Genomic DNA, 25,438 nt, shown 5'->3' with positions numbered 1-25,438 from the left:
CCGTCGAAGCGCCGTCGAAGTGCCACCCCAGGGGGCGCGGGGCCGGCCCACCCGGGCCGGAAAACGCCTCAGGCCGCCCACCGGAGTGGACGGCCTGAGACCTTGCCATGTGCGCCGCCAGGGACTCGAACCCCGGACCCGCTGATTAAGAGTCAGCTGCTCTAACCAACTGAGCTAGCGGCGCTTGCTGACGTCGAAGACATTACACGGCGCCGACCGGATCCGCCGAATCGTGTTCGAGCGATCACTCCATGTGGCCGTTTCCGGGTTCCGGGAAGTGGCAGGCCGCCTGCTGGTCCGTGCCCGGGGCGCCGCCGACCAGGGCGGGGCGCTCCCGCTCGCAGCGGGCCCGGTCCGCAGGGGCCGTGAGCGCGGCGTAGCGCGGGCACCGGCTGCGGAAGACGCAGCCGGTGCGGCGCTCGGTGGGCGGGGGAGGGTCGCCGGCCAGCAGGATGCGGTCGCGGGCGCGCTCGGCGGCGGGGTCGGGGAGCGGGACGGCGGAGAGCAGGGCGCGGGTGTACGGGTGGCGGGGGTGGTCGAAGACGGCGGAGACCTCGCCCTGCTCGACCGTCCGGCCGAGGTACATCACGCTGACCCGGTCGGCGAGGTGCCGGATCACCGAGAGGTCGTGCGAGACGAACAGGTAGGACAGGTCCAGCTCGGCCTTGAGGCTCTGCAACAGGTTGAGCACCCCGGCCTGGATGGAGACGTCCAGCGCGGAGACCGGTTCGTCCAGCACCAGCAGCCTGGGCCGTACGGCGAGCGCCCGGGCGATCGAGACGCGCTGGCGCTGGCCGCCGGAGAACTGGTGCGGGTAGCGGACGGCGTGCTCCGGGTCGAGGCCGACCTGGCGCAGCAACTCGGGCACCCGGCGGGCGATCTCCTCGCGCGGGGCGCGCTGGGCCAGCAGCGGTTCGGCGACGATGTCGCCGATCGGCATCCGGGGGTCGAGGCTGGCCATCGGGTCCTGGAAGACGATCTGCAGCTGGGCGCGGAGCCGGTGGGCCTCGGCCCGGGTGAGGGCGGCGGTGTCCCGGCCGAGCAGTTCGATCCGGCCGGTCTCGGGGGCGCCGAGCCGCAGCAGTTCGAACAGCGTGGTGGACTTGCCGGAGCCGGACTCCCCGACCAGGCCGAGGGTCTCGCCCTCCCGCAGGTCCAGGTCGACGCCGTCCACCGCGTACACCTCGCCGACCTTGCGCTTGAACACCGTGCCCTTGAGGAGAGGGAACGTTTTTCCGAGGCCGCTCACCGACAGCACCGGGGTACGGGCGGAACGGTCGCCGGGGCCGGCGGCGCCGGCGGGCACCTCTGGTACGGGGTAGACCTCGGCGGGTGCGGGCCGCCGCTCGGCGAGTTCCGCCGAGCGCACGCACGTCGACAGGTGGCCGTCGGCCCCTTCCAGGGCGGGCTCGGCCGGGGTGCAGCGCTCCTGCGCCAGCGGGCAGCGCGCCGCGAACGGGCAGCCCTGGGGCAGTTCGGCCATCGGCGCCGGGGTGCCGGGGATCGGCACGAGCGGACCGCCGCGTCCGTCCAGCCGGGGCAGCGCGCCGATCAGACCGAGCGAATAGGGGTGGCGCGGGGCCGCGAACAGCTCGTCCACCGCGGCCGTCTCGACCACCCGGCCGGCGTACATCACCGCGACCCGGTCGGCCGTTCCGGCGATCACCCCGAGGTCGTGGCTGACCAGGACGAGTGCCGCGCCGGTCTCCCGCTGGGCGGTGCGCAGCACGTCCAGCACCTGGGCCTGGATGGTGACGTCGAGCGCGGTGGTGGGCTCGTCGGCGAGCAGGATGTCGGGCTCGTTGGCGACCGCCATGGCGATCATGGCGCGCTGACGCATGCCGCCGGAGAACTCGTGGGGGAAGCTGTCCAGGGCCCGGTCGGGCGCCGGGATGCCGACCAGGTCGAGGAGTTCGGCGGCCCGGCGGCGCGCGGCGGCCTTGTCCACCCGCTGGTGGATGCGGACCGCCTCGGCGATCTGGTCGCCGATCCGGTAGACCGGGGTGAAGGCGGAGAGCGGGTCCTGGAAGACCATGGCGACCCGGCGGCCGCGGATCGCGGCGAGCTCCCGGCCGGGCAGTCCGACCAGTTCCCGTCCGTCCAGGCGCACCGAGCCGCTGACGCGCGCCGTGCCGGGCAGCAGTCCGAGCACGGACAGCGCGGTGACGGACTTCCCGGAGCCGGACTCGCCGACGATGCCGAGGGTCTCGCCGCGCCGCAGGGTGAGGTCCACCCCGCGGACGGCGGGGACCGGGCCGTCGGGCCCGGCGAAGTCCACCCGCAGGTCCCGGACGGCGAGCAGCGGGGTTTCGACGGTGGTGGTCACGGGTGCTTCCTACGGCCGGCGGAGTGGCGGGTACGGCGGGAACGACCGGTGCGGCGGGAGCGACCGGTGCGGCGTGAACGGCGGGGCGCGGCCCCGGAGGTGGGGTCGAGGGCGTCGCGCAGCCCGTCCCCGATCAGGTTGACGGCGAGGACGAACAGCACCAGCAGCGCGGCGGCGAAGTAGAACAGCCAGGGGAACACCGGGGCCTCGCCGGTCCCGGCGGCGAGCAGGGTGCCGAGCGAGACGTCCGGCGGCTTGACCCCGAAGCCGAAGTAGGAGAGCGCGGTCTCGCTCATCACGGCGCCGCCGACCGCGATGGTGGCGTCGATGATGAGGAAGGAGGCGACGTTGGGCAGGATGTGCCGGCTGATGATCCGCAGCGGACGCACCCCCATGAACCGTGCGGCGCGGACGAACTCGCGCTCCCGCAGGGAGATGGTCATCGAGCGGACCACCCGGGCGGTGATCATCCAGTTGAACAGCGCGAGCAGCAGGACGAAGGCGATCCAGCCGGCGCCCTTCAGCCGGGCCGAGACGATGGTGATGATCAGGAAGGCCGGGAAGACCAGCAGCAGGTCCACCAGGAACATCAGCGCCCGGTCCGTCCAGCCGCCGAAGTAGCCGGCGCAGGCGCCGACCACCGAGGCCAGCACGGTGGAGAACAGCGCCACCAGCAGGCCGATGACCAGCGACTTCTGCAGGCCGCGGACGGTCTGCGCGAAGACGTCCTGGCCGACCCCGTTGGTGCCGAACAGGTGCTCGGCGGACGGGGGTTGGTGGAGCGCGGAGAAGTCGGGGGCGGCGTAGTCCCAGGGCGTCAGGTACGGCCCGCCGAAGGCGAGCGCGAACAGCAGCAGCACCACGACGGCGCCGACCACGGCCCCGCGGGCGGCGAGCAGCCGGGACAGGACGAGCCGGCCGCGGCCGGCGGCCCGGGGCGGTCCGGCGGGCGGTCCGGCGGGTGGGCCGGCCTCGGCGGGCCCGGACGGCCCGGACGGCCCGGACGGTTCGGCCGGCTCGGCGGTGGTGACGGTCGTCATCTCGGCTCTCCTCCGGTCAGGACCGCACGCGCGGGTCGAGGGCGGCGTGCAGGGTGTCGGCGAGGAAGCCGGAGGCGAGCACGACGACGGCGGTGAACAGGTTGATCGCGACCACCGAGTTGACGTCCTGTTCGTTGATGGACTTGATCAGCCACTCGCCCATGCCGTGCCAGCCGAAGATCGTCTCGGTGAAGATCGCGCCGGTGAAGATGCCCAGGAAGCTGTAGGCGAACATGGTCGCCATGGGGATCACCGCGGTCCGCAGTCCGTGCCTGAGCAGCGCCCGGCCGCGGGTCAGGCCCTTGGCCTCGGCGGTGCGCAGGTAGTCGGAGCCGAGCACGTCGAGCATGGTGCCGCGCTGGTAGCGGCTGTAGGTGGCGAGGCCGCCGAGGGCCAGCGAGACGGTGGGCAGCAGCAGGTGCAGCGCCCAGTCGGCGAGGTGGGTGCCGAGGCCGCCGGTGAGCCCGGGGGTCTCGTAGCCGGTGAACGGGATCACCTCGTGGCCGGCCGCGTCCTTGGCGGCGATGGCGCCGTTCTTGAGGAACAGCGCGACCAGGAAGACGGGGGTGGAGAGCAGCACGAAGGACAGCACGGTGAGCAGCCGGTCGGAGATCCGGTACTGGCGCACCGCGCTCCACGCCCCGACGGCGACGCCGAGGACCATGCCCAGCAGACTGCCGAGCAGCAGCAGCCGCAGCGAGACCCAGACCCGGCGGCCGAAGTCGTCGGTGACCGGGGTGTCGTGGATGGTCCGGCCGAGGTCGCCGTCGAGCAGCCCGCCGGCCCAGTGGCCGAAGCGCTCGACCACCGGGGTGCGGTCGTTCAGATTGAGCGCGGTGAGCTGGCGCTCCACCGACTCGACGGACGGCCGGGGGACCTTGGCCTCGAAGTAGGTGCGCGGCTGCAGCGCGGTCGCGGAGATCGCGTACGCCAGGAAGACGGCGGCGATCAGCAGCACCGCGTAGTAGCTCAACCGCTTCGCGAGGTAGCGGAGCATCAATGGCCGCCCGTCGCGGTGCGGGTGGGGCCGACGCGTCTGGTGGGCATCGGGTGTGGCCTTCGGTCCGGGCCCCCGGTCGGGGCGTCAGTTGGCGTGACTCAAAAGGGGGTTGGGTAAGCGCAGGTCAGAGTGAAGCACCGGCGCGCTGAGGCGGTGTTGCGGCCGTGTTGCCGCCCGTGACTTCTGGATCAGGTGTGCGCTCCTCCCCCTGGTGGCGGATCTGATCGGCTGTTACGTTCTGCTCGCTCGGTGCCGAATTGGCTGCCCACGCTCAAGCCCCGTCACACCTCGCGCGCCCCAACTCCCGTCATCGATCCCAGGGGGACCCTCATGGACGCTTCCCGTACGGCCCGCCGTCTCGGCCGGGCGGCCGGCCTCGCCGTCGCCGTCGCGCTCGCGGTCACCGCGTGCACCTCGGGCGGAGGAGGGTCTGCCGACGGCGTGGCCAAGAGCGAGCCGCCGAGACAGGACTCCCAGGACATCAACGTCAAGCCGCTGGACCAGATCAGGGACGGCGGGGAGGTGCGCTTCCAGCTGGACCAGTGGATCACCCAGTGGAACCCGCTCCAGGTGGACGGCGGCTCCTACACCGACACGGTGAACCTGATCCGGGCCGTGGAGCCCTCGCTCTTCCGCACCGACGCCTCCGGCGCCTTCCAGGCGGACCCGGACTACCTGGTGGAGGCCAAGGTCACCTCGGTCTCGCCGCAGGTGGTCACGTACAGGCTGAACCCCAAGGCCAAGTGGTCCGACGGCAAGCCGCTGAGCTACCTGGACTTCAAGGCCGACTGGCAGGCGGGCAACGGCAAGGACCCGGCGTACAACATCTACGACCCCTCCGGCTACGAGCTGATCTCCGCGGTCGAGCAGGGCGCCGACCCGAGCGAGGTCAAGGTCACCTTCTCGGAGCCGTACGCGGACTGGCAGAACCTGTTCCGCCCGCTGATCCCGGCGGCCGGCATCGCCACCCCGGACGACTTCAACAAGGGCTGGGTGGAGAAGGTCCCGATCACCGCGGGCCCGCTGAAGATCGGCGTGGCGGACAAGACCGCGCAGACCATCAGCCTGGTGCCGGACCCGGCCTGGTGGGGCACCCGGCCCAAGCTCGACAAGATCACCTTCCGGGTGATGGACAAGGCCGCGAGCATCCAGGCGTACCTCAACAACGAGATCGACTTCGCCTCGGCCGGCACCGCCACCGCGTACGGGCAGCTCAAGAACGCCAAGGACACCGTGATCCGGGCCGCCAGCCCGTGGGACGAGGTGCACATCTCCTTCGGCGGCACCGGCGCGCTCGCCGACCGGAAGGTCCGGCAGGCGCTCGGCAGGGCGCTCGACCGCTCGGCGCTGATCAAGATCGCCAACAACGGGGTGCCGGTGGAGTTCAAGCCGCTCGGCAACCACATCATCATGCCCAACCAGGCCGGCTACCAGGACAACTCCGGCGAGTGGGCGAAGTTCGACCTGGCCGCGGCCAAGCGACTGCTGGACGAGGCCGGGTGGAAGGAGTCCGGCAGCGGCCAGCCGCGCACCAAGGACGGCAAGCCGCTGGAGCTGCACTGGGTGCTCAGCGACGGCACCCAGCAGGCCCAGGTCGACCTCGCCACCGCGGCGGCGGCGATGTGGCAGGCCGTGGGGGTCAAGGTCGACCTGGACAAGGTGGCGGCCAACGACTACTTCGCCAAGTACGTCACCCCGGGCAAGTTCGACATCGCGAGCTGGCGCAACACCGACTCGTTCCCGAACTCCAAGAGCCTGGCCAACTTCCGTCTGCCGGTGGGGGACAACACCTTCAGCAACCCTTCGCGACTGGGGACCCCGGAGATCGACGCCCTGCTGAAGAAGGCGGCCGGGACGGTCGACCCGGCGGAGGCGGCGAAGCTCTACAACCAGGCGGACGCGAAGATCTGGGAGCTCGGCCACACCGTGGAGCTCTACCAGCGGCCCGCCGTGGTGGCGACCCGCAAGGGGCTGGCCAACTACGGTGCCTTCGGCCTCGCCCAGGAGGACTACAGCAAGGTCGGCTGGGAGAAGTAGCCGCCGCCCGAACGGGCCCGGCCGCCGCACGGCAGGCGCTGGCGAGCAGCGCGGTGATCACGAGGCCGGTGGAGCGGGCGCGGGGGGACCGGCTCTGCCGCCCCCGCTGCCCGACCACCCGCCTTGACCTTCCGCGTTGCCCGCAGACCGCCCGTGTCGTGGGGCCCGGCAGGGCCCGCGCTCTTCCAACCGGGGAAGAATCTAGCGGCGCTCCGGCCGCCCGCGAGGCAGCGCGCGGGGCACGCCCGGAAATCCGCCGAGCTGTCACCCGGTTCGCGCACCGGAGCGTCAACTACGGCTGACAGCAAGGAAAAAAGGGGCATTCTGGCCATTGTGGCCCGGCTGTGAGGGGGCTTCCCGCCCCTGGTCCGTGCGCGCACACCGCCGTGCCCGCGCGTGCACACCTGCCGCGCCGATGCGTGCGCCCCTCCCGGACCGCTGCCAGGATGCGCGGGACAGGCACTTCCGCCCCCCCTTCCCGACTCCGGAGCAGCTCCGATGGCCAGTGACCCCGCTGCCGCGGCACCCCACAGCCACCCCGTCGATCCGCCGCCGGTGCGCCGGATGGTCCCGCGCGACCGGCACGAGCCGCACCGGGTCTCCACCCCGCTGGAGCTGTTCTTCGACCTCTGCTTCGTGGTCGCGGTCGGCCAGGCCGGGCGGGAACTGGCCCACGCCCTGGCGGCCGGGCACTACGGCGACGGGCTGCGCGGCTACGCGCTGGCCTTCTTCGCGATCTGGTGGGCCTGGATGAACTTCACCTGGTTCGCCTCCGCGTACGACGTCGACGACGTGCCGTACCGGATCACCACGCTGGTGCAGATCGCCGGGGTGCTGATCCTCGCCGCCGGGGTGCCGCGGCTGTTCGCCACCCAGGACCTGACGCTGGCGATCGCCGGCTACGTGGTGATGCGGCTGGCGATGGTCACCCAGTGGCTGCGCGCGGCCGCCAGCGAGCAGGGCCTGGCACGAAGGGTCGCGCTGGGCTACGCGGCGGGGATCACGCTCTGCCAGGTCGGCTGGGTGGTGACGCTGTTCCTGCCGCACGACGTCCGCCCGTACGCCATCCCGCTCGGGGTGCTGTGCGAGCTGGCCGTGCCGGTGATCGCCGAGCTGCGGATGCGGACCTCCTGGCACCCGCACCACATCGCCGAGCGGTACGGGCTGTTCACCCTGATCGTGCTCGGCGAGACGGTGGCCGCGGCCACCGTCGCGGTGCAGTCGGCGGTGGACGAGCACGAGGACCTGGGCCGGCTGGTGCCGGTGGCGGCCGGCGGGCTGCTGATCTGCTTCTCGGCCTGGTGGATCTACTTCGCCCGGTCCGTCCACGAGCATCTGCGCTCCAACCGGCAGGCACTGGTCTGGGGCTACGGGCACTACCTGGTGTTCGGCTCGGCGGCGGCGATCGGCACCGGGCTGGAGGTCGCGGTGGAGTCGGCGGTGCGCCAGGCGCACATCTCGGACACCGCCGCCACCGCGACCGTCACCGTGCCCACCGCGCTCTACCTGCTCACGGTCTGGCTCCTGCACTCCCGGCACACCAAGCGGGGTGCGGCGGCCCAGGCGGTCGCGCCGGTGGGGGCCGCGCTGGTGCTGGCCTGCACCGCGTTCGGCGGCTCCGGGGTGCTCGCGGCGGGCCTGGTCTGCACGCTGACGGTGGCGGTGGGCGTGCTGATCCACGGCAGGGAGAGCCGGCGGGCGGGCGTGTGGGCGCGGGGCCGGCGGGCGGGTGCCGGCTAGCCGATGCGTTCCAGCAGCACCGGCTCGTGCTCCGCCAGCCAGTCCAGGTAGGCCGGGTTGACCCTGGCCAGATCCAGGTAGGCGGCCCGCAGTTCGCCGTACAGCGCGTCCAGGGCGGGCGGGCTGAGCACCCGCGGACGCCAGGTGAACAGCAGCCGGACGGCCAGAGGGTCTCCGTGCACCGGGCGGACCACCGTGCCGGGGCCGGGTAACGAGGTCGGCTGGCACGGGCGGACGGCCTCGCCGGAGGCGACCAGCTCGGCGGCGGTGGCGTTGTCCCGCACCTGGACGACCCGGGGGTTGAGCCCGGCCTCGCTGAACACCCGGCGCATCGCCGCGTACTCGTGGTCGGCGGTCGGGTCGACCATCCAGGTGTCCTCGGCGAGGTCGGTCAGGTGGACGACCGGCCGGGCGGCGGCCGGGTGTCCGGCGGCGAGCGCGACGAACTGCGGTTCCCTGGCCATCAGCACCCGGTGCTCGGCGTCCGGCGGCATCCGCAGCGGGAAGCCCTCGCACTCGTACACGAAGGCCACGTCCAGCTGGTCGGCGGCGACCATCCGCAGCAGCGCGCCGGCCGAGACGTCCACGTGGATGGTGGTGTCGGTGTCCGGCAGCCGCTCGTGCACCCGGCGCAGCCAGGCCGCGACCGCCCGGCTGCCGACGCTGCCGATCCGCAGCCGCCGCTGCCGTCCCGGCCCGGCCGAGTCCCGGGCCTCCTGGCGGGCGGCGGCCACCAGGGCGGCCATCTCGGTGATCACCGGCCGGGCCCGGGAGAGCACCGAGTGGCCGAGCGCGGTGGGCCGGCTGCCGGTCTGCTCGCGGGTGAACAGGGTGCCGCCGATGGCCCGTTCGATGCGGTGCAGCTGGGTGGTGAGGGAGGGCTGGGTCATGCCGAGCTGGAGCGCGGCCTTGCGGAGACTGCCGCTGTCGGCGATCGCGCACAGCACCCGGAGGTGTCTCACGTCGAGCTCCACGTCCGGAGCATAGACGTCGCCGCACCGTATCGCCAAGGACATGACAGGTATTCAAGGCGTGCCGAAGAGCCGGTCGGCGGACCGACCGGCCGGTCGACCGGCCCGGCGTGCGGCGAACCGGGCGGTCATGCGGCGGTGCTATCGCCGGTTGGCATCATCCGTGACGGCACCGGGCGGGTCGAAGCTCGGTGGGCAGCAACCCGTCCCGGCCACACCGTCGGGGCGGCCCCCATCGCGCGCCGTCCCGGGCCCGGCCCCACCGGCCCCGGCGAGCCGGCGCGCCGCGAAACCGGAGCCCCCACATGAATCGATCCGTGCTGTCCGCCGCACTGGGCCTCGCCCTCGCGGCCGGCCTCGCGACCCTGCCCGCCACCGCGGCCTCAGCGGCCCCGGCCGGGTCGGCCCTCCAGGGCTACACCCCCTCGACGTCCGCCGGTCCGGCCGCGGAGGCGGCGGACAACCAGGCCTTCTTCCGGGCCGTGATGGCCTCGGCCAAGGCCCGGCAGGCCGCCGACCCGTGGCTGCTGACCGTCACCGTCACCTACGACACCGCGAACGCGCCCTCCTTCACGAGTCAGATATCCCGGGCTGCGCAGATCTGGAACGGCTCGGAGCGCAACGTGCGGCTCCAGGAGACCGGCGGCAACGGCGACTTCTCGTACTACGAGGGGAGCGACAGTCGCGGCTCGTACGCCAGCACCGACGGGCACGGCCACGGCTACGTCTTCCTCGACTACCAGCAGAACCAGCAGTACAGCTCGCTGCGCGTGGTGGCGCACGAGACCGGTCACGTGCTCGGCCTGCCCGACGACTACTCCGGCCCGTGCAGCGAGCTGATGTCGGGCGGCGGCCCCGGCCCGTCCTGCACCAATCCGTACCCCGACGGCAACGAGCGCGGCCAGGTCGACTACCTCTGGTCGAACGGCCTGGCGGCGCGCGACTGACACGCCCGCAGGCGGGTTCGGCGCGGCGGGCCGTCCGGCCGGAATCGGGCGGCCCGCCGCTCCGGGTACTTCCCCGCACGGAGCCTAGCCGCCGCCGGAACGGAATGCCAGGGGCACGAATGAGTCAAGCCGAGGAAAAGACGACTCAATTCCGTTCCACGGCAGGGGTATTGGATCGTGCTATCGCGGGTTGGCATCATCCGCGCACGCACCGGGTTGCCCGAAGCTCTGGGGACACCACCCGTTGACCAGGTGTTCCCCGTGGCCGGCCCCCAACCGGCCACGTCACCCCAGGAATCGGAGCCCCCACATGAAGCGATCCGTGCTGTCCGCCACCCTCGGCCTCGCCCTCGCGGCCGGCCTCGCCGTCCTGCCCACCACCACCGCCGCCGCCGCGGCGCCGGCCGCCCCGGCCGTGCAGGGCTACACGGCCACGACGTACGCCGGTTCGGCCGCGGAGGCGGCGGACAACCAGGCCTTCTTCCAGGCCGTGATGGCCTCCGCCAAGGCCAAGCAGGCCGCCAGCCCGGGTCTGGCGACCGTCACCGTCACCTACGACGCCAGCTCCGCCCCGTCCTTCCGCAACCAGATATCCCAGGCCGCGCAGATCTGGAACAGTTCGGTCACCAACGTCCAGCTGCGGTCCGGTTCGGCCGCCGACTTCCGTTACTACGAGGGCAACGACAGCCGCGGCTCCTACGCCAGCACCGACGGCCACGGGCGCGGTTACGTCTTCCTCGACTACGCGCAGAACCAGCAGTACAGCTCGGTACGCGTGGTGGCGCACGAGACCGGTCACGTGCTCGGCCTGCCGGACCACTACTCCGGCCCGTGCAGCGAGCTGATGTCGGGCGGCGGCCCCGGCACCTCCTGCACCAACCCCTACCCGAACAGCGCCGAGCGCACCCGGGTCAACTCGCTCTGGGTGCGCGGCTGACCCGGAGCCTTCCCACGGCCCGGGCCGTGAGACCCGGACCGGCCGCGTCGGTGCGGCCGGTCCGGGGCACCGCCGCGTCGGTGCGCCGCCGGGGGCTGTCGGTGCCGCGTGCGAGCATGCGGGCGAGACCCCTCCGCCCCCGACCGCCAGGAGCCACCGCCATGCCCCGTTCCGTCCCCGACCGGCTCGCCGACCTTCCGTACGCCGAGCTGCTGCGCCCGCACGGCGGGCCGCTGCACAGCGACGAGCGCTACGACACCGCGCACTTCGACGGCGGCGAGCACAGCGACGAGTCGGGCGCCGGGGCGGCCTTCCTGGAGTGCGCCTTCACCGGCGTCGCGCTCAGCGGGGTCAAGCTGCGCCAGGCCCGGTTCAACGAGGTCTGGGTGCAGGCCGGCCGCTGGGTCGCCTGCGACCTGAGCGACTCCGAGTGGCAGGACAGCGCCTTCGTCGGCGGGGTGCTCGCCGGGGTCGCCGGGTACGGTTCGGCGCTGCGCCGGGTGGTGTTCCGCGGCTGCAAGCTGGAGGCGGTCAACCTGCGCTCGGCCGTCCTGCGGGACGTCGTCTTCGAGGACTGCCTGCTGCGCGACGTGGACTTCGGCGAGGCGAAGCTGACCGGCGTGTCCTTCCCCGGCTCCACGCTGGAGGAGGTCCGGCTGCGCGGCGCGACGCTGAGCCGGACCGACCTGCGCGGGGCCGTCCGGCTCGGACTGGTCGACGGCCACCAGGGGCTGCGGGGCGCGGTCATCAGCTCCACCCAACTGCTGGAACTGGCGCCGCAGTTCGCCCACGCGCTGGGGATCGAGGTCAAGGACCGCTGAACACCCCGGGATGTGTCCGTCCTCCTCCGCCCGTTCAGCCGGGCGTCGCCCGGTGACACCCGGAGGAACAGTCCGCCAATCCTGCCGCGCGCATCTGGTGGGCCGCCTCGCGCACGGTGGAGACTGCTGCGCGATCGAGTGAGCCCCGACTTGTGTACACAACATCGCCAGCGAAGGGACGGGCCGGGCTGATGGCCGAGTTGAGTCGAAGGAAGTTCGTCACGCTGTCCGGTGCCGCCGCGGCGGGCCTCGCCGTGGCCGGCACCGGCACTGGTGCCGCGGGGGCCGCCCCGAGCGGCACGGCCGCGACCGCCGCCACCACCGCACTCAGCACGACCGGCACCATCACCGACGCGCGGCACGTGGTGATCCTCATGCAGGAGAACCGCAGCTTCGACCACTACTTCGGCATGCTGCGCGGCGTGCGCGGCTTCGCCGACCGCAGCGCCATCCAGATCTCCGGCGGCTACAGCGTCTTCAACCAGCCGAACGGCCTGTTCGGCCGGCAGTACCCGTGGCAGTTCAGCCAGACCAAGCCGGCCGGCGGTGCCGACCCCGAGCGCCTGGCCCAGTGCAACGGGGACCTCAGCCACGGCTGGTCGGTCTGGTCGTAGTACAGGAACACCGCCCGCTCCCACCGCACTAGGACTAGTGGTGAGGAGTGAGGCCCCGTGGCCCCAAAGAAGATTGCGGGCACCGAGAATGCCCCGGTGACGCCGTACGACGGGTGCGGCATGTGCCTGGTAGGCATTCGTCGACTTTCCCGGGTGAAGCGGCACACCAACAGCCCCGAGAAGCAGATGAGGCAGGTTCTCAAGGCTGTCGAGCCCGTTGGCGGACACATCATCGCGTGGGCGGATGACTGGGAGGTGTCCGGTGCCACCGACCCATTTACCCGGCCGTCTCTCGGCCCGTGGCTCCGCGGAGAACGGGGCCCGTTCGATGGACTCGCCGCCGCCGCAGTCGATCGTGTCGGCCGAGACGTTTACGAAGGTCTGCGGCTCGCGAAGCTCAACACGGCCGAGGGTCGGGTACTGATCACGGCCGACCATGCGGGAGTGTGGGACCTTACGGACATTGCGCAAGAAATGGACTTCACGTTCAAGCTGTTCGCCGCTCAGATGGAGCACCGGCAGACCAAGAAGCGGGTGCAGGACGAGACGGCCCGTGCCGTCGAAGCTGGGCAGGTGAATAGCAAGCCGAGCTACGGGTACCGGAACGTTCGGGACAAGGCCGGGAAGATCACCGGTCGCGAGTTCGAGCCTGGCGCGCAGACCAGCATCCAAGAGGTTGCCCGGCGGATTCTCGCCGACACTACCGGCAAGATCACTGAGTACACCGAGGCTGCACGGCTGACCCGGGCGGGAGTCCTGAGCCCAGATGACTGGCGGGCTGTGATGTACGGCCGTGAGCCGCAGGGCAAGCCGTGGGGCGGCGACAGCCTTCGGAAGATTCTCATGTCTGAAAACGCCCTCGGCTACCGCATGTACAAGGGCCGCCCCTTGCTCGACGACGATGGGCGCCCGATCCGGATCGGGCCCGAGCTGTGGAACCGCGCGACGCACGAAGCCCTTAAGAAGAAGCTTGCCCCCACGCGGGTGGTCGACGCGTCGGCGCGCGTCTCGCGAGCACCGAGCGGCACCCTTACGTGCTCGGGGCGGATCACCTGCGGGAACTGCAACGAGACGATCACGCGCAACGGCGGGATCAGCACGAAGAACGGGTCAGTGCCCGCCTACCGCTGTGAGGGGCGGTCCCTCGGAATCATCGCGGCACAGGACTGCAAGCCCGCCCCGTCGATCGGAGTTGCGGACGTCGAAGGGCGGGTTGCGGCCTGGTTCCTGGAACGGTACGGCTCCGCGGAGATCATGGAACGGGTCTTCGACCCGGGCACCGGCTACGCCAGCCAGATTGCCGAGCTGCAAGCGGCCCGGAAGCGGCTCCGGGACGACCGGGACGCAGGGCTGTACGAGGATGAAGACGACGCAGCGTGGTACCAGGACAGGTATCACCAGCTCACCAGCGACATAGCCGAGTTGAAGAAGAGGCCCGAGCGGCCCGCCGGCTGGCACGTCGTACCGACCGGACAGACCGTCGCCGACCGGTGGCGCGAGGCGGACGGAGCAGGGCGCCGCGAGATGCTGGATGAGTACGGCGTCAAGGTGGTGCTGTACCCGGTGTGGGGCCGCGGGAAGGCCGACCGTGTGGTGATCACGGCCGAGGTCGACCACGACCCCGGGGCCGAGGTGACGGGCGCCGTCGAAGGCGACCAGGACCGCCCCGAGGTACGGCAGGCGCAGCCCGAGGCCCCGCAGGTGGGCCGTACGTCGGTCCGGCTCGCCGAGCCCGTCGCGGAGACTGCCAAGGACGACCAGAACCCGGTACCGCCCGCACCGGTGGGCACACCAGCGTCGGAGCCCGCCCTAGCCGCGTAGCCGCGGGACAGCCCGAGGGGTGACGGGGTGACGTTCGAAGGGTCGATTTCAAGTTCTTCTATGACACAGCGAGTCTAGAGAAAACCTGAAACAGACCCCTTGAACGTCACCCCGTCACCCCTTCGGCATCCGCGGGAATTCCTTGCGCTCTCCACCGTAGTAGGAGGGTGCGCAGCTCTCGCCCACGGGCCGGGAATTCGTTGCGCTCTCCACCACAGTAGAGAGACCAACAACCCCGGCCGAGGCCGCGGGAATTCGTTGCGCTCTCCACACCAGTAGGGGCGGGATTACCGCGCACCCCACCGACGGGAACCGGCGGTCTGAGTGCCTGCCCCTACAGCAACCCTGCCCGTGCACCACGCACCCGCGTTACCGGGTGGCCGCCGGAGTCGTGCGGCAGGGTGCGGGGGCTGCACCGCCCACGAGTAACCCCGTCCGCCAGGGCGGGCCGAAAGGGTCGTAAGCGCGTGCAGTCCCCACCATCGCGAGATGGCGCGATGCACAGAGATCGTGGTCTTCGGCTTGATGCAACTGACCACCGAGGGGGTGTCGTGCGCTGTATCGACTGCCCCTCGCCTCCGACTCACCGGGGACGCTGCGAGGCCCACCACGCGGCCTACGAAGCCCGTCCCTCGGTCCGTGCCCGCCGGCGGCTGCTCGCCCTGGTGGCCCGTCGCCACAGTGGCGCGGAGCGGCTTCGACGGCGGGTTGATCGGGCGGGCTCCGCGGTGTGCGGGCTGTGCGGCGGTGACTTCCCGGCCGAGCTGGTCGACGTCGACCACCGGGCCCCGCTCGCCCTCGGTGGCGAGGACACGGACGACAACGTTTGGGCGCTGTGCCGCGAGTGCCACCGAGGGAAGACCGCAAGGGAGTTCGCTGGATGAGTGGCGGTTACTCAGGATGGAGGAGCAGGCTGCCGGGCGGCGTCCCGTTGTTGCGTCCGCCGGGCCTCCCGAAGGGCCCTCTGCTTCTCCGCTTCCTTGCGGCGGCGGGTCTTCTCGCGCTGCCTTTCCAGCAGTACCGCCTTCCGATCGGCAGAGTTCTGCGGCCAGAAATGACGCATGAACCGGTTGAATCCGATGATGAGGAGTCCGACCAGCACCACAACTACGGCAGCCCACCATGGGGCCGATGCCGGGAGATTGAACATGACTACGAGCCTTCCGACCGGAAGCGGTCGGCGGGTCACCTACGCAGCTACTACGACGTTCCCCAACGCGCTGCTACGACGCCCGCCCCGGTAACAACTCACGGGGAGGGCGGTGTTCGGGCCGCGGGGTGTGATCTGTGGTGACTCTTCGATTGGCTCGGGTTGCCATACCAGAGTGTGATTGGCGCTGGTCCGGCCGAGGGACCGGGACATGAGCGTCAGCAGGGCCCGCACCAGGAAGCACAGAAGGCAGAGGACTAGCTCCGCTACCGCAGCGAGAAAGTCTCTTGCGGCTGCGCGGCGGGCATTAGTGTTCTCGGCTCGCTGCATGGCTTTTGCTGATTCCCGAACGCGCTCACGCGCGGAGCAGAGTTGTTCACCTGTTGGGTCATTGCTGCCTGTAAACCACTGAAAGGACGCGGCCGTCTTCCCAATGTCATGTTGGGACAGCAACTCTGCAAGCCGACGCTCGACTTCGGAAGGGCTTTCGGTGTAACGCAAGAAATCCCTCAGAGGGACAGGTTCATAGTCGAAGCGGGTTTTTCCCCAAAGACGTGCCACTTCGATTCGATACCCAGACTTCATGTCACCCCCTTGTCGACTGAGAGACCGATTCTACCTGCTCTCGCCTAGGCGCCTTCCTGGACGCTCGACCGGAGGTGCCCCTATGCCCCGAAGACCCCGACCCCCGTGCTCCGTCCCCGGATGCCCCGAGCTGACAGCCAGAGGTGGTCGCTGTCCGCAGCACCAGCGCGAGGCAGAGCAGCAGCGAGGCAGTGCGGCAGAGCGCGGATACGACTCCCGCCGTTGGGCCCGGGTCCGGCGAGCCTACATCTACGCGCACCCCTGGTGTCTGCTGTGCGGACGGGCCGCCGTGGTCGCCGACCACCACCCGGAGTCGCGCCGTTCGCTGCTCGCCCGAGGTGTCGAAGACCCGGACGCGTGGAGCCGGCTTCGGCCGTTGTGCACGCAGTGTCACAACAAGGAGACCGCCTCCCACCAGCCGGGTGGATGGGCTGCCGAGCGGGTCAAACCGATTACAGGCTTCTGACCTGCGCTTTTACCCAGGGGGGTGACCCCCTCCCCTCCTGCCCCTGACCGGCAGGGAGGCAAAAAAATCAGATGGCTAATGCAACCATTCTTGTGGGGTGACTAATCGTGTCCATGTCAGGGCGGAAGCCTAAGCCACACCTTACGGCGCTCCGCGAGGGGACGTTCAGGGCGGATAGGCACACCGAAGGCGCCCGGTTCGAGCCCGTCGACCCGATCGAACCGGACTGGTTCGAGCTGTTGCCCGGCGACCAGGCCGAGGACGTGCGGCAGTTCGCCGCGGGCGTATGGGCCCGGGTTGTTCCGGCGCTGGTGGTGTCCGCCGGCTTGGTCGACTCACAGCGTGAGGTGGCCACCGACTTCTGTGTGACCGCCGCCCGAATCTGGCAGGGCGAGCGGGAGTTGAGCCGCGAAGGTCTTGTGGTCGAGACCGAGCGAGGGCGGGTGAAGAACCCGTGGACCACGATCGTGACCGGCTACCGGTCTCATCTGCGGGCCCTGGTGGGCGAACTCGGGCTCAGCCCGGCGTCCGCGACCAGGATCACCCCGCCGGAAACCGGGGGCGACGATGACGGGATCTTCGACTGACACACCCCTGCCCGTTCCCCGTGACGCGCTGCTCGAACTCGGGCTCACCGAGGACGAGATAGCCGAGGCACTTGAATCCCGGCCCCTGGTCGTGGCTAACCAGCAACACCAGCAACCCGGCGCCTACTTCTCGGTTCCGGCAGCCCGACGGGCTATCGCCGCAATCGAGAGCATGCGGCACACAAAGGGCCGATGGGGTGGCAGTCGGCTCCGGCTCGCCCCGTGGCAAAAAGTATGGATCATTGCTCCCCTCTTCGGGTGGCTGTGGGACGATCCGGAAATTGGTCGTCCTGTCCGAGTTATCCGGACAGCGTGGATCGAGGTGCCCCGTAAGGCGGGTAAGTCGACGCTGAGTTCGGGTATCGGCCTGGTGCTGCTGCTCGCTGACCGCGAGATTGGTGCCGAGGTCTACGCCGCCGCGGGAAGCCTTCCACAGGCAGAGCGCGTGTTTGACGACGCTAAGCGAATGGCGCTCACTTCCCGAGCTATCCGGGGGCGGGTGGAAGTCCTGCGCGGACTCATTCGCGTGCCCCGGACCGGCGGGCTATTCCGTGCTCTCAGTAAAATTGCGGAGACTGCGCATGGCCTGAACGTTTCCGGGGCGATTGTCGATGAGGTACACGTCCATAAAAGACGAGACCTGGTCGACGCTATCGAGACCGGTACGGGTGCCCGAGATCAACCGCTAGTTGTTTTCATTACCACTGCCGACGAGGGGATCGAAGGCAGTATTTACGATGAGAAACACACCTACACCCGAAGGATTGCGGACGGGGTAGTTTCCGACCCCGGTCACTACGGGGTTATCTGGGCCGCAGAGCCCGGGGATGATCCTTTCGCGGAGGAGACTTGGCGGAAGGCTAATCCGGGCCTCGGGGTAAGTCCGAGCCTCGCCTACATGCGCCGTGAGGCCGCTAAAGCGAAGTCGACCCCGAGCTACTATCCCACGTTCTGCCGACTGTCGCTCAACATGCGTATGCGGTCGTCCTCGCGCTGGCTGCCTCTCACACTGTGGGACGCGAATGCCGGAGCCGTGGACGAGAAAGCGTTTCGGCGCCGTCGGGCGTGGGGTGGGATCGATCTTTCCGCAGTCTCGGACCTGTCCGCGTGGGTTATGGCGGTTGAGTCCAAGCGGCCCGGCGTCGAGCTGGAGTTGATCGCCCGTTTTTGGTTGCCCGAGGAACGGTTGCCCGAGCTGGAACAACAGCTACAGGTGCCGCTCGGTCAGTGGGTTAATCAGGGGTTGCTCACCCTCACCGAGGGCGACGCAATCGACTACACCGCCATTGAGCGGCAGGTGGTCGAAGACTGCCGCCGGCTGGATATGCAGCGCATTAGCTACGACCGCATGTTCGCAGGTCAGCTGGTGCAGCGTGTCGAATCGAAGACCCGCGGTGTCGACCTGGTGCCGGTTGCACAGACCTACCTAGGAATGTCTCCGGGCTGCAAGGAACTGGAAAGGCTGCTCCGCGAGGGCCGAATACAGCACGGTGGTAATCCGGTGCTGCGATGGAATGCGTCCGTGGTCGAGGTGTATCGGGATGGAAACGACAACATGAGGCCCGTCAAGCCGGACCGCGACAAATCGTCAGCCCGAATAGATGGCATTGCAGCAACGGTGATGGCGCTTGACGGGTATATCCGCCGTCCGCTCCGGAAGTCGCGCGCCGTGAGCGCATAACGAAGGGGGAAGCGTGGCAGAAACGCCGCTAGAGATGACTGCCCGCCTTCGGCGGAAGCTGGAAACGCGTAAGGTTCGCGCCCGGGGATGGGGAGATTACTTCGACGGAAAGCATCCGTTGAAGTTTGCCACCCCAGAGTTCCGGGCGCAGACGGGCGGGCTGTTCGACGGGTTCTCCGATAACTGGTGTCGGACGATTCCCACGGCCATGATCGAGCGCATGTCCCCACTCGCTTTCCGCCTTGAGGATGGCTCGCTGGACAAGGCCGCTCAGCGCGCCTGGAAGTCGTCCGAATGTGACGTTGAGATCGGCCTTACGATGCTCGATGCCCTGGTTACCGGTCGGTGCTATGCGCTGGTTTGGAAGCCGGATGGGATCCACACGGAAATCACGTTCGAGCCGGAAGGGCGAGCACTTGTCGAGTATGTTCCCGGGCGACGGCGGGTACGTGCTGCGGGAATCAAAGTGTGGCGGGACGGCGATTACGAACTAGCCACACTCTTTCTGCCGGACATGGTGTATCGCTGGCAGCGCAGTATGGCCAGCGGGGAGTGGGCGGAGCGCACGATCGGCCTTCGCCGGTCTGAGACGGCGCACTTCCCGAACCCTCTCGGACTGGTTCCGCTGGTCGAGATCCCGAACCGTACCCGGCTGACTGAGTCCCCGGTTTCGGAGATCTGCGACGTGATCCCGTTGCAGAATGCGATTAACTCTCAATGGGCGAAGTTGTTTCTTGCGACAGATGATCGGGCACTCCCCACGCGTGCCGTGATCGGTATGGACCGCCCGGTCAGAGAGATTCTTGACGAAACCGGAGAGGTGGTCGGCGAGGAGGACTTGCCAATTGGGCGATTCCGAAGCGACCGGCTGTTGTGGCTGGAGAAGGACACCGCCCGGATTGCGGAGTTCACCGCCGTCGACCCCGGCCCGTTCCTTGAGGTGATCCGGGAGCTGGTAGAGCACATCGCAGCGCAGACCCGCACACCGCCCCGCTACCTGGGCAGGCTGGTGAACGTCGCAGCCGACACCTTGGAAGCGGACGATTCCTCGCTGGTCGCGAAGGTGCGGGAGCGACACAAGTACGTTGGGAGTGCTCTCCGGGAGGTGATGCGCCTTGAGGCGTTGGCAGCCGGCGAACCGGCACGGGCCGAGTCCCTGCGGCTGGGTGAAGTCGTATGGCGCGACCCGCAGTTCAGGTCCGACGCTCAGTACGCCGACGCGTTGGTGAAGCTCAAAAGCCTCAACCTTCCGGACGAAGCGGTGTGGGAGCGCATCCCCGGCGTGACCCCGGACGAAATCGAGCGATGGAAGCGGATGCGCGAGGACCAGGCCGCTGCGATCGTCGGGGGCAGCCTCGGCGCGATGTTCGGCCCGAAGCCCGAGCCCGAGGCCGACCAGGGGCAGCCGCTCGACCCTGCCGAGGCAGCAGCGTGACCGCCTCGGCGACGCTCGCGGACGCCCGGTACCGGGAGGTACAAGGGGTGAGCCGCAGCGTGGTCGACGCCGTACAGGCCGTCTGGCGGGACGTGCCCGCGGACCGCATCCTGTCCGCGATGCAGGGCGAGGCGGGCGCCGCCGTCCTGCGGGCGGTCACCGTGGGACAGCTCACCGCCGCCGAGGGCGCGCAGGCTTTCGTCACTGCATCGATGGTGACGCAAGGGGCGATTGCGGCCCCGCTCGGCACGGTGGACGCGTCCGCCCTGGTGGGCGTCGCCATGGACGGGCGCCCGCTCGCAACCCTCCTGTACCAGCCGGCCATCACGACCGCCCGCGCCCTCGCACTCGGCGAGACGCCCGAGGTGGCAGCCCTCCGGGGGATGACACAGATGGCCATGATGACCGGCACGACGATCGCAGACACCGCCCGTACGGCTACCTCGGTCGCCATGGCGGCGCACCCGCGCTGTCAGGGGTACGTGCGGGTGGTCCACGCTCCGGCGTGTGCCCAGTGCATCGTGCTGGCGGGCAGGCAGTACAGCCACTCAACCGGGTTCGCCCGCCACCCACGCTGTGACTGTGGGATGGAACCGCTCGCCGACAGCACGAAGCCCCAACTTGCAGACCCGAAGGACCTGTTCGACCAGATGACCCCGGAGCAGAGACACCGGGCGTTCGGCGGCGCGGCCGTCAAAGCGATCGAGAACGGCGCCGACGTGTCGGCCGTGGTCAACGCCCGCAGGGGCATGCAGACCGTCACCACCACGCGCGGGAAGGTCAGCATCACGAGCGAGTCGACCACCCGCCGTGGACTCGGCGGCCGGAACCTCGGCGACGTGCAGCAGGTCGACGGCGCCCGGTACGCCCGCCGCACCGAGACGCGAATGATGCCCGAGGAGATCATTCGCCGCGCCAAGACGCGCGAACAACAGATCGACCTACTCACCAAACACGGTTACATCTTCTGAGGGGGAGCCCATGCCCAACGACCCGAACCCGAACCCGACCGGCGACCCGGCCCCGGCCGACCAGGACCCGGCGAAGACCACCGGCACCCCGGCCCCGGCGCCGGGCGACCCGGCACCGAAGACCGACGACCAGGCCGACGCCCTTGCCGCCGCGGAGTCCGCCCGAGCGGCTGCCGAGAAGCGCGCCACCGATGCCGAGGCCGAGGCGAACCGGCTCCGCCGCAGCAACGCCGCGAGCCGGGGCACCGACCTTGACGCGATCAAGGCCGAGATCCGGCAGGAGTTCGCCGCCGAGCTGGTGCGCGCCGAGGTGCGCGCCGCGGGGGCCGGTCTGCTCCGCGACCCTGCCGACGCCCTCGCGCTGCTCGACCTGTCCGCCCTCGCTGGCTCCGGCTCCGCGGTGAACGCTACGGCGGTCCGTGCCGCGCTGGAGCAGCTGGTCAAGGACAAGCCGTACCTTGCGGCCGACTCCGGCGAGGCACCGAAGTGGGGCGACGTCGGCGCCGGTCCGCGGCAGTCGGCCGAGCCCGAGCCGGCGAGCCCGTACGAGCGTCTGCGCCGGGTGCAGCGCGGCAACTAGCAGGCGCCACAACCGAGTTGGGCACCGCTCGCCGAGCGGGGCCCTTTTTCATGCCCAAATCCAGGGGGAATTAAATGGCACTGACCCTTGCCGAGGCCGCGAAGCTGAGCAAGACCGATCTTCAGCGCGGCGTGGTCGAGACCTTCGTGCAGGAAAGCCCGATTCTCGACCGCCTGCCCCTCATGACCATTGAGGGAAACGCCTACGCGTACAACTCCGAGGCGACGCTACCGGGTGTCGAGTTCCGAAACGTGAATGAGGCATATTCCGAGTCCACAGGCACCGTGAACACCAAGACCGAGTCTCTGGTAATCCTCGGTGGTGACGCGGACGTGGACACGTTCGTTGCCAAGACCCGCGGCGACCTGAACGACCAGAGGGCGATTCAGGAAACGCTCAAGGTCAAGGCTGCGGCCTTTAAGTTCCAGGATTCGTTTTTCAACGGGGATACTGCCGTGGACCCGAAGGGGTTCGACGGTCTGCGAAAGCGACTGGTGGGCGCGCAGGTGCTTTCCGCGGGTGCCAACGGCCTCGGTCCGGTGGCGGGTGGCCACGATTTCTTCGACGCGCTCGATGCCCTGATTGCGCAGGTCCCGGGCCTGGGAAGCTCGAACGGCGCCCTGTACGCCAACCGGAAGATTATCGCGAAGATCAAGAGTTCGGCTCGCCGGCTCGGCGGATACGAGATGGTCAAGGAGGCCCTTACCGGCAAGATGATTGCCACCTATCAGGGTATTCCGCTGCTCGACCCGGGCCAGACTGCCGCGGGGGTCGATATCCTGCCGACCACCGAGACTCAGGGCACCGCCACCGACGCGAGCAGCATTTACGCCGTGAAGTTCGGCCGGAGCGAGGGCGACAAGGCCGTGACCGGTCTGACCAATGGCGGCGTGAGCGTGCGTGACCTCGGCGAGCTGGATTCGAAGCCGTGCTACCGGACTCGCATCGAGTTTTTCTGTGGCCTCGCCACTTTTGGCGGTCAGGCTGCCGCTCGCCTTAACGGCGTGCTCAACAAGTAAGGAGCCGGAATGCCGCCGCGTAAGCGCGCTGCGGTGCCGCTCTCCCGAATTCCGCACACGGATTCCTGCCCTTCGCCCGTCCGTATCGAGCGCTTTCCGGTGCCCGGTACGGACGGGCCGGGGCGGACCGTCACGCGGTGCATGGAGTGCGGCGCCCAGCTCATCACCGACGACCCGAAGGGGGCACCGTGACGACCATGCCCCCGCTCGCCACGGTCGACCACCTCGCCCTGTGGATGCAGCGCACTCCGGCCGAGCTGCCCGAGGGCGCCGCCCTGGTGCTCGACGTTGCGAGCCGGATCGTCCGTACCGAGGCCCGACAGGACTTCGTCCGTCGGACGACCACGGCGACGTTCTACCCGCGGGACGGCTGGATCACGCTCCCGCTCCGGCCGGTCGTCTCCGTGGACGCCGTGACGGTCCACGGAGGGACGGTCGAGCCCTCGGGCTGGGAACTGCACCGGGACCGGCTTCGCGTGGTCGACTACCCGACCGCTCCGGCCCTGGTGACCTACACCGCCGGCTACCGCTCCGTACCGGGCGACGTCCTCGCCGTGGTGCTCACCCTCGCCGCCCGCGTGATCAACAACCCGCAGGATCTCCGGCAGGAAGCCGTGGGTGGGGTGAGCGTCACCTACGCCGCGGAGACGATCGGCGCGAGCCTCGCCCCGGCCGAGCGCGACCAGCTCGCCCGGTACCGGCGCAGGGCCACCCTGGTGGGGCTCGAATGATCCGGTACAGGCAGACGGTCGTAACTCACCGAGCCCCGTTCAGAGTTGACCGCTACGGCAACACCACCTCGGAGCGGGATTGGTCCCGGGCGACCAGTACGACCGTGCGCCGGGTCGAGGTGCTGCCGCAGGAGTCCACCGAGGCAGTCGGAGACCGGCCCGTGGTGGTCACCGGGTGGCGACTTCTGACCCGCCGCGGAGTCGACGTCGACCTAGCCCCCGGCGACCGGGTGACCGCTCTCGGCCGGCTGCTCGAAGTCGACGGCGAGCCCGCCCGGTACCCGCTCGGCGACCGGCACCACCACACCGAGGTACGACTACGGGAGGTGACCGGATGAGATTCCGGCGGTTCAAGCCCAACAAGGCCGGAATTCGAAGCCTGATGAAACTGCCCACGGTCGGTAAGGAGATCGGGCGGATCACGAACCGGATCGCTGACAGCGCCGGATCGGGTGGCGGCGACTTCCGCACCGATCTGGAGGAGGGGCGCCAGCGTTGGCGCGGCGCGGTCATCGGAAATTACAACTTCCCGAAGGCAGGCGGGCGCGAAGGCTCGCGCAGGGACCTACTCCGCGGGCTGGATGGTGCCCATGGGGAGTAGGCCCCTGATCCTCATGCCGGACGCCGTGGCGGTGGTTACCGGATACCTCCGGCTAGCCCTTGCCGAAGTCGGCCGACCCGTGCCGGTCGTCTCCCGCATCCCCTCGCCCCGCCCGCCGGAGTTCATCCGGATCGAGCGGGTCGGGGGCACGTCGGCAACGCCCGTCTCTGACCGGCCCCGGCTCGATATCCACGCGTGGGCGGAGACCGAGTCCGCGGCGCACGATCTCGCCGCCATGGTGCGCGCGCTGCTCAGTTTCATTCCGGGCGTTCGAGACGAAGTCACGGTGTACCGGATCACCGAGGTCGGCGGCCTTATGTGGCTGCCCGACGACCAGTCCGGAAGCCCACGGTACGCCCTGGCGGTCGAACTCCACATGCGGGGCCGAGTGCTTTCCGCGCCGAACACACCCAAGGGGGAATAGATGACGCTCAATGCGAATGCCGTTCGAGTCGCCATTACCGGCGCTGCTTACACCGCGCCGAAGGGGACCACCGCGCCCACCGACGCAACCAGCCCATGGCCGGCTGCTGCGGTCGATATCGGCTGGATCTCCGACGACGGTATTACCGAGTCGAATTCCGCGGACGTCACCGAAATCAAGGCTTGGCAGGGCGGGGCCACGGTCAGGAAGGTCATTTCCGGTTCGGAGATGACTTTCAAACTGACTGCCATTGAGACCAGCAAGACCACGCTTGAGCTGTACCACAAGGGGTCGAAGGTCACCGGCACCAGCGGCAAGGCGGTGCTTGCCATTAAGGCGCCCGGTCCGGACCGCAGGATGTTTGGGCTTGACGTGGTTGACGGCGATTCCCACATCCGAATCGTAATCCCGGACGGTGAGGTTACCGAGGTCGGCGACCTGGTTTACAAGGGCGACGAAGCCGTTTCCTACGAACTCACCATTACGGCGTATCCCGCGACGGATGGAATCGTGGCGATCAAGTTCTCTGATGACCCGGCGTGGCTGGCCGATCCATCGTCCTGACTCCCCTTTTTTCGCCCTTTAGCAGAAACGTTTCCGCATGATCGAGAGGTATCCCAATGGCTGACCGTTTCAACCTTGACACCTGGGTAGCAGAGAACGCCCGTATGCCTTATGAATTCACGCTCGGCGGTGCGGATTTCTCCCTTCCTGCTGCGGGCGATCTGGATAAGGCCCTGCTGTCGACGGTAAACCTGTCGGCGCCCTCGGCGGACGACATCCTGTCCCTGATGAGGGAAGGCCTCGGCGACCAGTGGACGGCGTTCGACGCGCTTCCCCTGCCGCTTTCCGCCCTCGGTGAGCTGTTCCGGCGCTGGCAGAACCACACGGGCGTGACGCCGGGGGAATCGCAGCCCTCGCCCGCCTCCTGACCGATCACGGCGAGGCGGTCGA

At 69.6% G+C, this 25,438-nt stretch carries 24 protein-coding genes, 1 tRNA gene and 1 pseudogene; 20 read left to right on the top strand and 6 right to left on the bottom strand.

From position 1 onward, the window contains the following. Nucleotides 1-110 precede the first annotated feature (110 nt). The 4 genes from ACWDBB_RS13225 to ACWDBB_RS13210 form a co-directional block, all read right to left on the bottom strand. Nucleotides 111-184, bottom strand: a tRNA-Lys gene (locus tag ACWDBB_RS13225). Between the two features lie 60 nt (nt 185-244). Further along, entirely contained in the window at nt 245-2,326 is a 2,082-nt protein-coding gene (locus ACWDBB_RS13220) for an ABC transporter ATP-binding protein (protein WP_449789658.1), read from the bottom strand. After that, complete coding sequence (locus ACWDBB_RS13215; RefSeq protein ID WP_449789657.1) at nt 2,323-3,366, bottom strand: ABC transporter permease; 1,044 nt, start codon at nt 3,364-3,366, stop codon at nt 2,323-2,325. Before ACWDBB_RS13215 ends, ACWDBB_RS13220 begins: the two co-directional genes overlap by 4 nt. Before the next feature lie 16 nt (nt 3,367-3,382). Beyond that, nucleotides 3,383-4,363 (bottom strand): ABC transporter permease, encoded by a 981-nt coding sequence (locus ACWDBB_RS13210; protein ID WP_449789656.1) that lies wholly within the window; start codon nt 4,361-4,363, stop codon nt 3,383-3,385. Between the two features lie 333 nt (nt 4,364-4,696). Here ACWDBB_RS13210 and ACWDBB_RS13205 point away from each other — a divergent pair, with 333 nt between their 5' ends. Together ACWDBB_RS13205 and ACWDBB_RS13200 are read left to right on the top strand one after the other, a co-directional pair. Next, on the top strand, nt 4,697-6,403 hold the full coding sequence (locus ACWDBB_RS13205) for an ABC transporter family substrate-binding protein (RefSeq protein WP_449789655.1): 1,707 nt from the start codon (nt 4,697-4,699) through the stop codon (nt 6,401-6,403). Between the two features lie 498 nt (nt 6,404-6,901). Further along, nucleotides 6,902-8,143, top strand: a complete 1,242-nt coding sequence (locus tag ACWDBB_RS13200) for a low temperature requirement protein A (RefSeq protein ID WP_449789654.1) — start codon at nt 6,902-6,904, stop codon at nt 8,141-8,143. Here the strand turns inward: ACWDBB_RS13200 and ACWDBB_RS13195 are convergent. Next, the gene (locus ACWDBB_RS13195; protein ID WP_449789653.1) at nt 8,140-9,117 is read right to left on the bottom strand and encodes a LysR family transcriptional regulator; all 978 of its coding nucleotides are present in this window, start codon (nt 9,115-9,117) and stop codon (nt 8,140-8,142) included. The genes ACWDBB_RS13200 and ACWDBB_RS13195 overlap by 4 nt on opposite strands. 302 nt (nt 9,118-9,419) lie before the next feature. Here ACWDBB_RS13195 and snpA (ACWDBB_RS13190) point away from each other — a divergent pair, with 302 nt between their 5' ends. The 6 genes and pseudogenes from snpA (ACWDBB_RS13190) (at nt 9,420) to ACWDBB_RS13165 (ending at nt 15,138) form a co-directional block, all read left to right on the top strand. Then, nucleotides 9,420-10,061, top strand: a complete 642-nt coding sequence (gene snpA / locus ACWDBB_RS13190; RefSeq protein WP_449789652.1) for a snapalysin — start codon at nt 9,420-9,422, stop codon at nt 10,059-10,061. Nucleotides 10,062-10,371: 310 nt separating this feature from the next. After that, nucleotides 10,372-10,998, top strand: a complete 627-nt coding sequence (gene snpA / locus ACWDBB_RS13185) for a snapalysin (RefSeq protein WP_449789651.1) — start codon at nt 10,372-10,374, stop codon at nt 10,996-10,998. Between the two features lie 161 nt (nt 10,999-11,159). After that, nucleotides 11,160-11,819: a pentapeptide repeat-containing protein gene (locus ACWDBB_RS13180; protein WP_449789650.1), complete on the top strand. Its 660-nt coding sequence runs from the start codon at nt 11,160-11,162 to the stop codon at nt 11,817-11,819. A 191-nt stretch (nt 11,820-12,010) separates the two neighbouring features. Next, nucleotides 12,011-12,421 (top strand): annotated as a pseudogene (locus ACWDBB_RS13175) (alkaline phosphatase family protein); the annotation flags it as partial. A gap of 69 nt (nt 12,422-12,490) precedes the next feature. After that, nucleotides 12,491-14,254, top strand: a complete 1,764-nt coding sequence (locus tag ACWDBB_RS13170; protein ID WP_449789649.1) for a recombinase family protein — start codon at nt 12,491-12,493, stop codon at nt 14,252-14,254. A gap of 497 nt (nt 14,255-14,751) precedes the next feature. After that, on the top strand, nt 14,752-15,138 hold the full coding sequence (locus tag ACWDBB_RS13165; RefSeq protein WP_449789648.1) for an HNH endonuclease: 387 nt from the start codon (nt 14,752-14,754) through the stop codon (nt 15,136-15,138). A gap of 11 nt (nt 15,139-15,149) precedes the next feature. Here ACWDBB_RS13165 and ACWDBB_RS13160 read toward each other — a convergent pair whose 3' ends face one another. After that, nucleotides 15,150-15,404 carry a hypothetical protein gene (locus tag ACWDBB_RS13160; protein ID WP_350511135.1) on the bottom strand — a complete coding sequence of 85 codons (255 nt, stop codon included), beginning with the start codon at nt 15,402-15,404 and terminating at the stop codon, nt 15,150-15,152. 1,164 nt (nt 15,405-16,568) lie between these two features. Here ACWDBB_RS13160 and ACWDBB_RS13155 point away from each other — a divergent pair. The 12 genes from ACWDBB_RS13155 to ACWDBB_RS13100 all read left to right on the top strand — a co-directional run bounded on the left by ACWDBB_RS13155 (nt 16,569) and on the right by ACWDBB_RS13100 (nt 25,416). Continuing rightward, nucleotides 16,569-17,042 (top strand): P27 family phage terminase small subunit, encoded by a 474-nt coding sequence (locus ACWDBB_RS13155; RefSeq protein ID WP_449789736.1) that lies wholly within the window; start codon nt 16,569-16,571, stop codon nt 17,040-17,042. Next, entirely contained in the window at nt 17,023-18,723 is a 1,701-nt protein-coding gene (locus ACWDBB_RS13150; protein WP_449789647.1) for a terminase large subunit, read from the top strand. Before ACWDBB_RS13155 ends, ACWDBB_RS13150 begins: the two co-directional genes overlap by 20 nt. Before the next feature lie 13 nt (nt 18,724-18,736). Then, the gene (locus tag ACWDBB_RS13145) at nt 18,737-20,158 is read left to right on the top strand and encodes a phage portal protein (RefSeq protein WP_449789646.1); all 1,422 of its coding nucleotides are present in this window, start codon (nt 18,737-18,739) and stop codon (nt 20,156-20,158) included. Between the two features lie 47 nt (nt 20,159-20,205). Then, nucleotides 20,206-21,129 carry a VG15 protein gene (locus ACWDBB_RS13140; protein WP_449789645.1) on the top strand — a complete coding sequence of 308 codons (924 nt, stop codon included), beginning with the start codon at nt 20,206-20,208 and terminating at the stop codon, nt 21,127-21,129. A gap of 10 nt (nt 21,130-21,139) precedes the next feature. Beyond that, nucleotides 21,140-21,709 (top strand): hypothetical protein, encoded by a 570-nt coding sequence (locus tag ACWDBB_RS13135; RefSeq protein ID WP_449789644.1) that lies wholly within the window; start codon nt 21,140-21,142, stop codon nt 21,707-21,709. Nucleotides 21,710-21,783: 74 nt separating this feature from the next. Further along, entirely contained in the window at nt 21,784-22,728 is a 945-nt protein-coding gene (locus tag ACWDBB_RS13130; RefSeq protein WP_449789643.1) for a major capsid protein, read from the top strand. A gap of 188 nt (nt 22,729-22,916) precedes the next feature. After that, nucleotides 22,917-23,459 carry a hypothetical protein gene (locus ACWDBB_RS13125; RefSeq protein WP_449789642.1) on the top strand — a complete coding sequence of 181 codons (543 nt, stop codon included), beginning with the start codon at nt 22,917-22,919 and terminating at the stop codon, nt 23,457-23,459. A 104-nt stretch (nt 23,460-23,563) separates the two neighbouring features. After that, nucleotides 23,564-23,797, top strand: a complete 234-nt coding sequence (locus tag ACWDBB_RS13120) for a hypothetical protein (RefSeq protein ID WP_449789641.1) — start codon at nt 23,564-23,566, stop codon at nt 23,795-23,797. Beyond that, nucleotides 23,794-24,060: a hypothetical protein gene (locus tag ACWDBB_RS13115; RefSeq protein WP_449789640.1), complete on the top strand. Its 267-nt coding sequence runs from the start codon at nt 23,794-23,796 to the stop codon at nt 24,058-24,060. The genes ACWDBB_RS13120 and ACWDBB_RS13115 overlap by 4 nt, the downstream gene beginning before the upstream one ends. A 13-nt stretch (nt 24,061-24,073) precedes the next feature. Continuing rightward, entirely contained in the window at nt 24,074-24,484 is a 411-nt protein-coding gene (locus ACWDBB_RS13110) for a hypothetical protein (RefSeq protein ID WP_449789639.1), read from the top strand. After that, entirely contained in the window at nt 24,485-25,048 is a 564-nt protein-coding gene (locus ACWDBB_RS13105) for a phage tail tube protein (protein WP_449789638.1), read from the top strand. It abuts the gene before it with no gap. A 56-nt stretch (nt 25,049-25,104) separates the two neighbouring features. Continuing rightward, nucleotides 25,105-25,416 (top strand): hypothetical protein, encoded by a 312-nt coding sequence (locus ACWDBB_RS13100; RefSeq protein WP_449789637.1) that lies wholly within the window; start codon nt 25,105-25,107, stop codon nt 25,414-25,416. The last annotated feature ends 22 nt before the right edge of the window (nt 25,417-25,438 follow it).

This window comes from Kitasatospora sp. NPDC001095 (assembly GCF_053598615.1).
The sequence above is the reverse complement of the archived record's forward strand: the minus strand, read 5'-3'. Positions and strand labels throughout refer to the sequence as shown.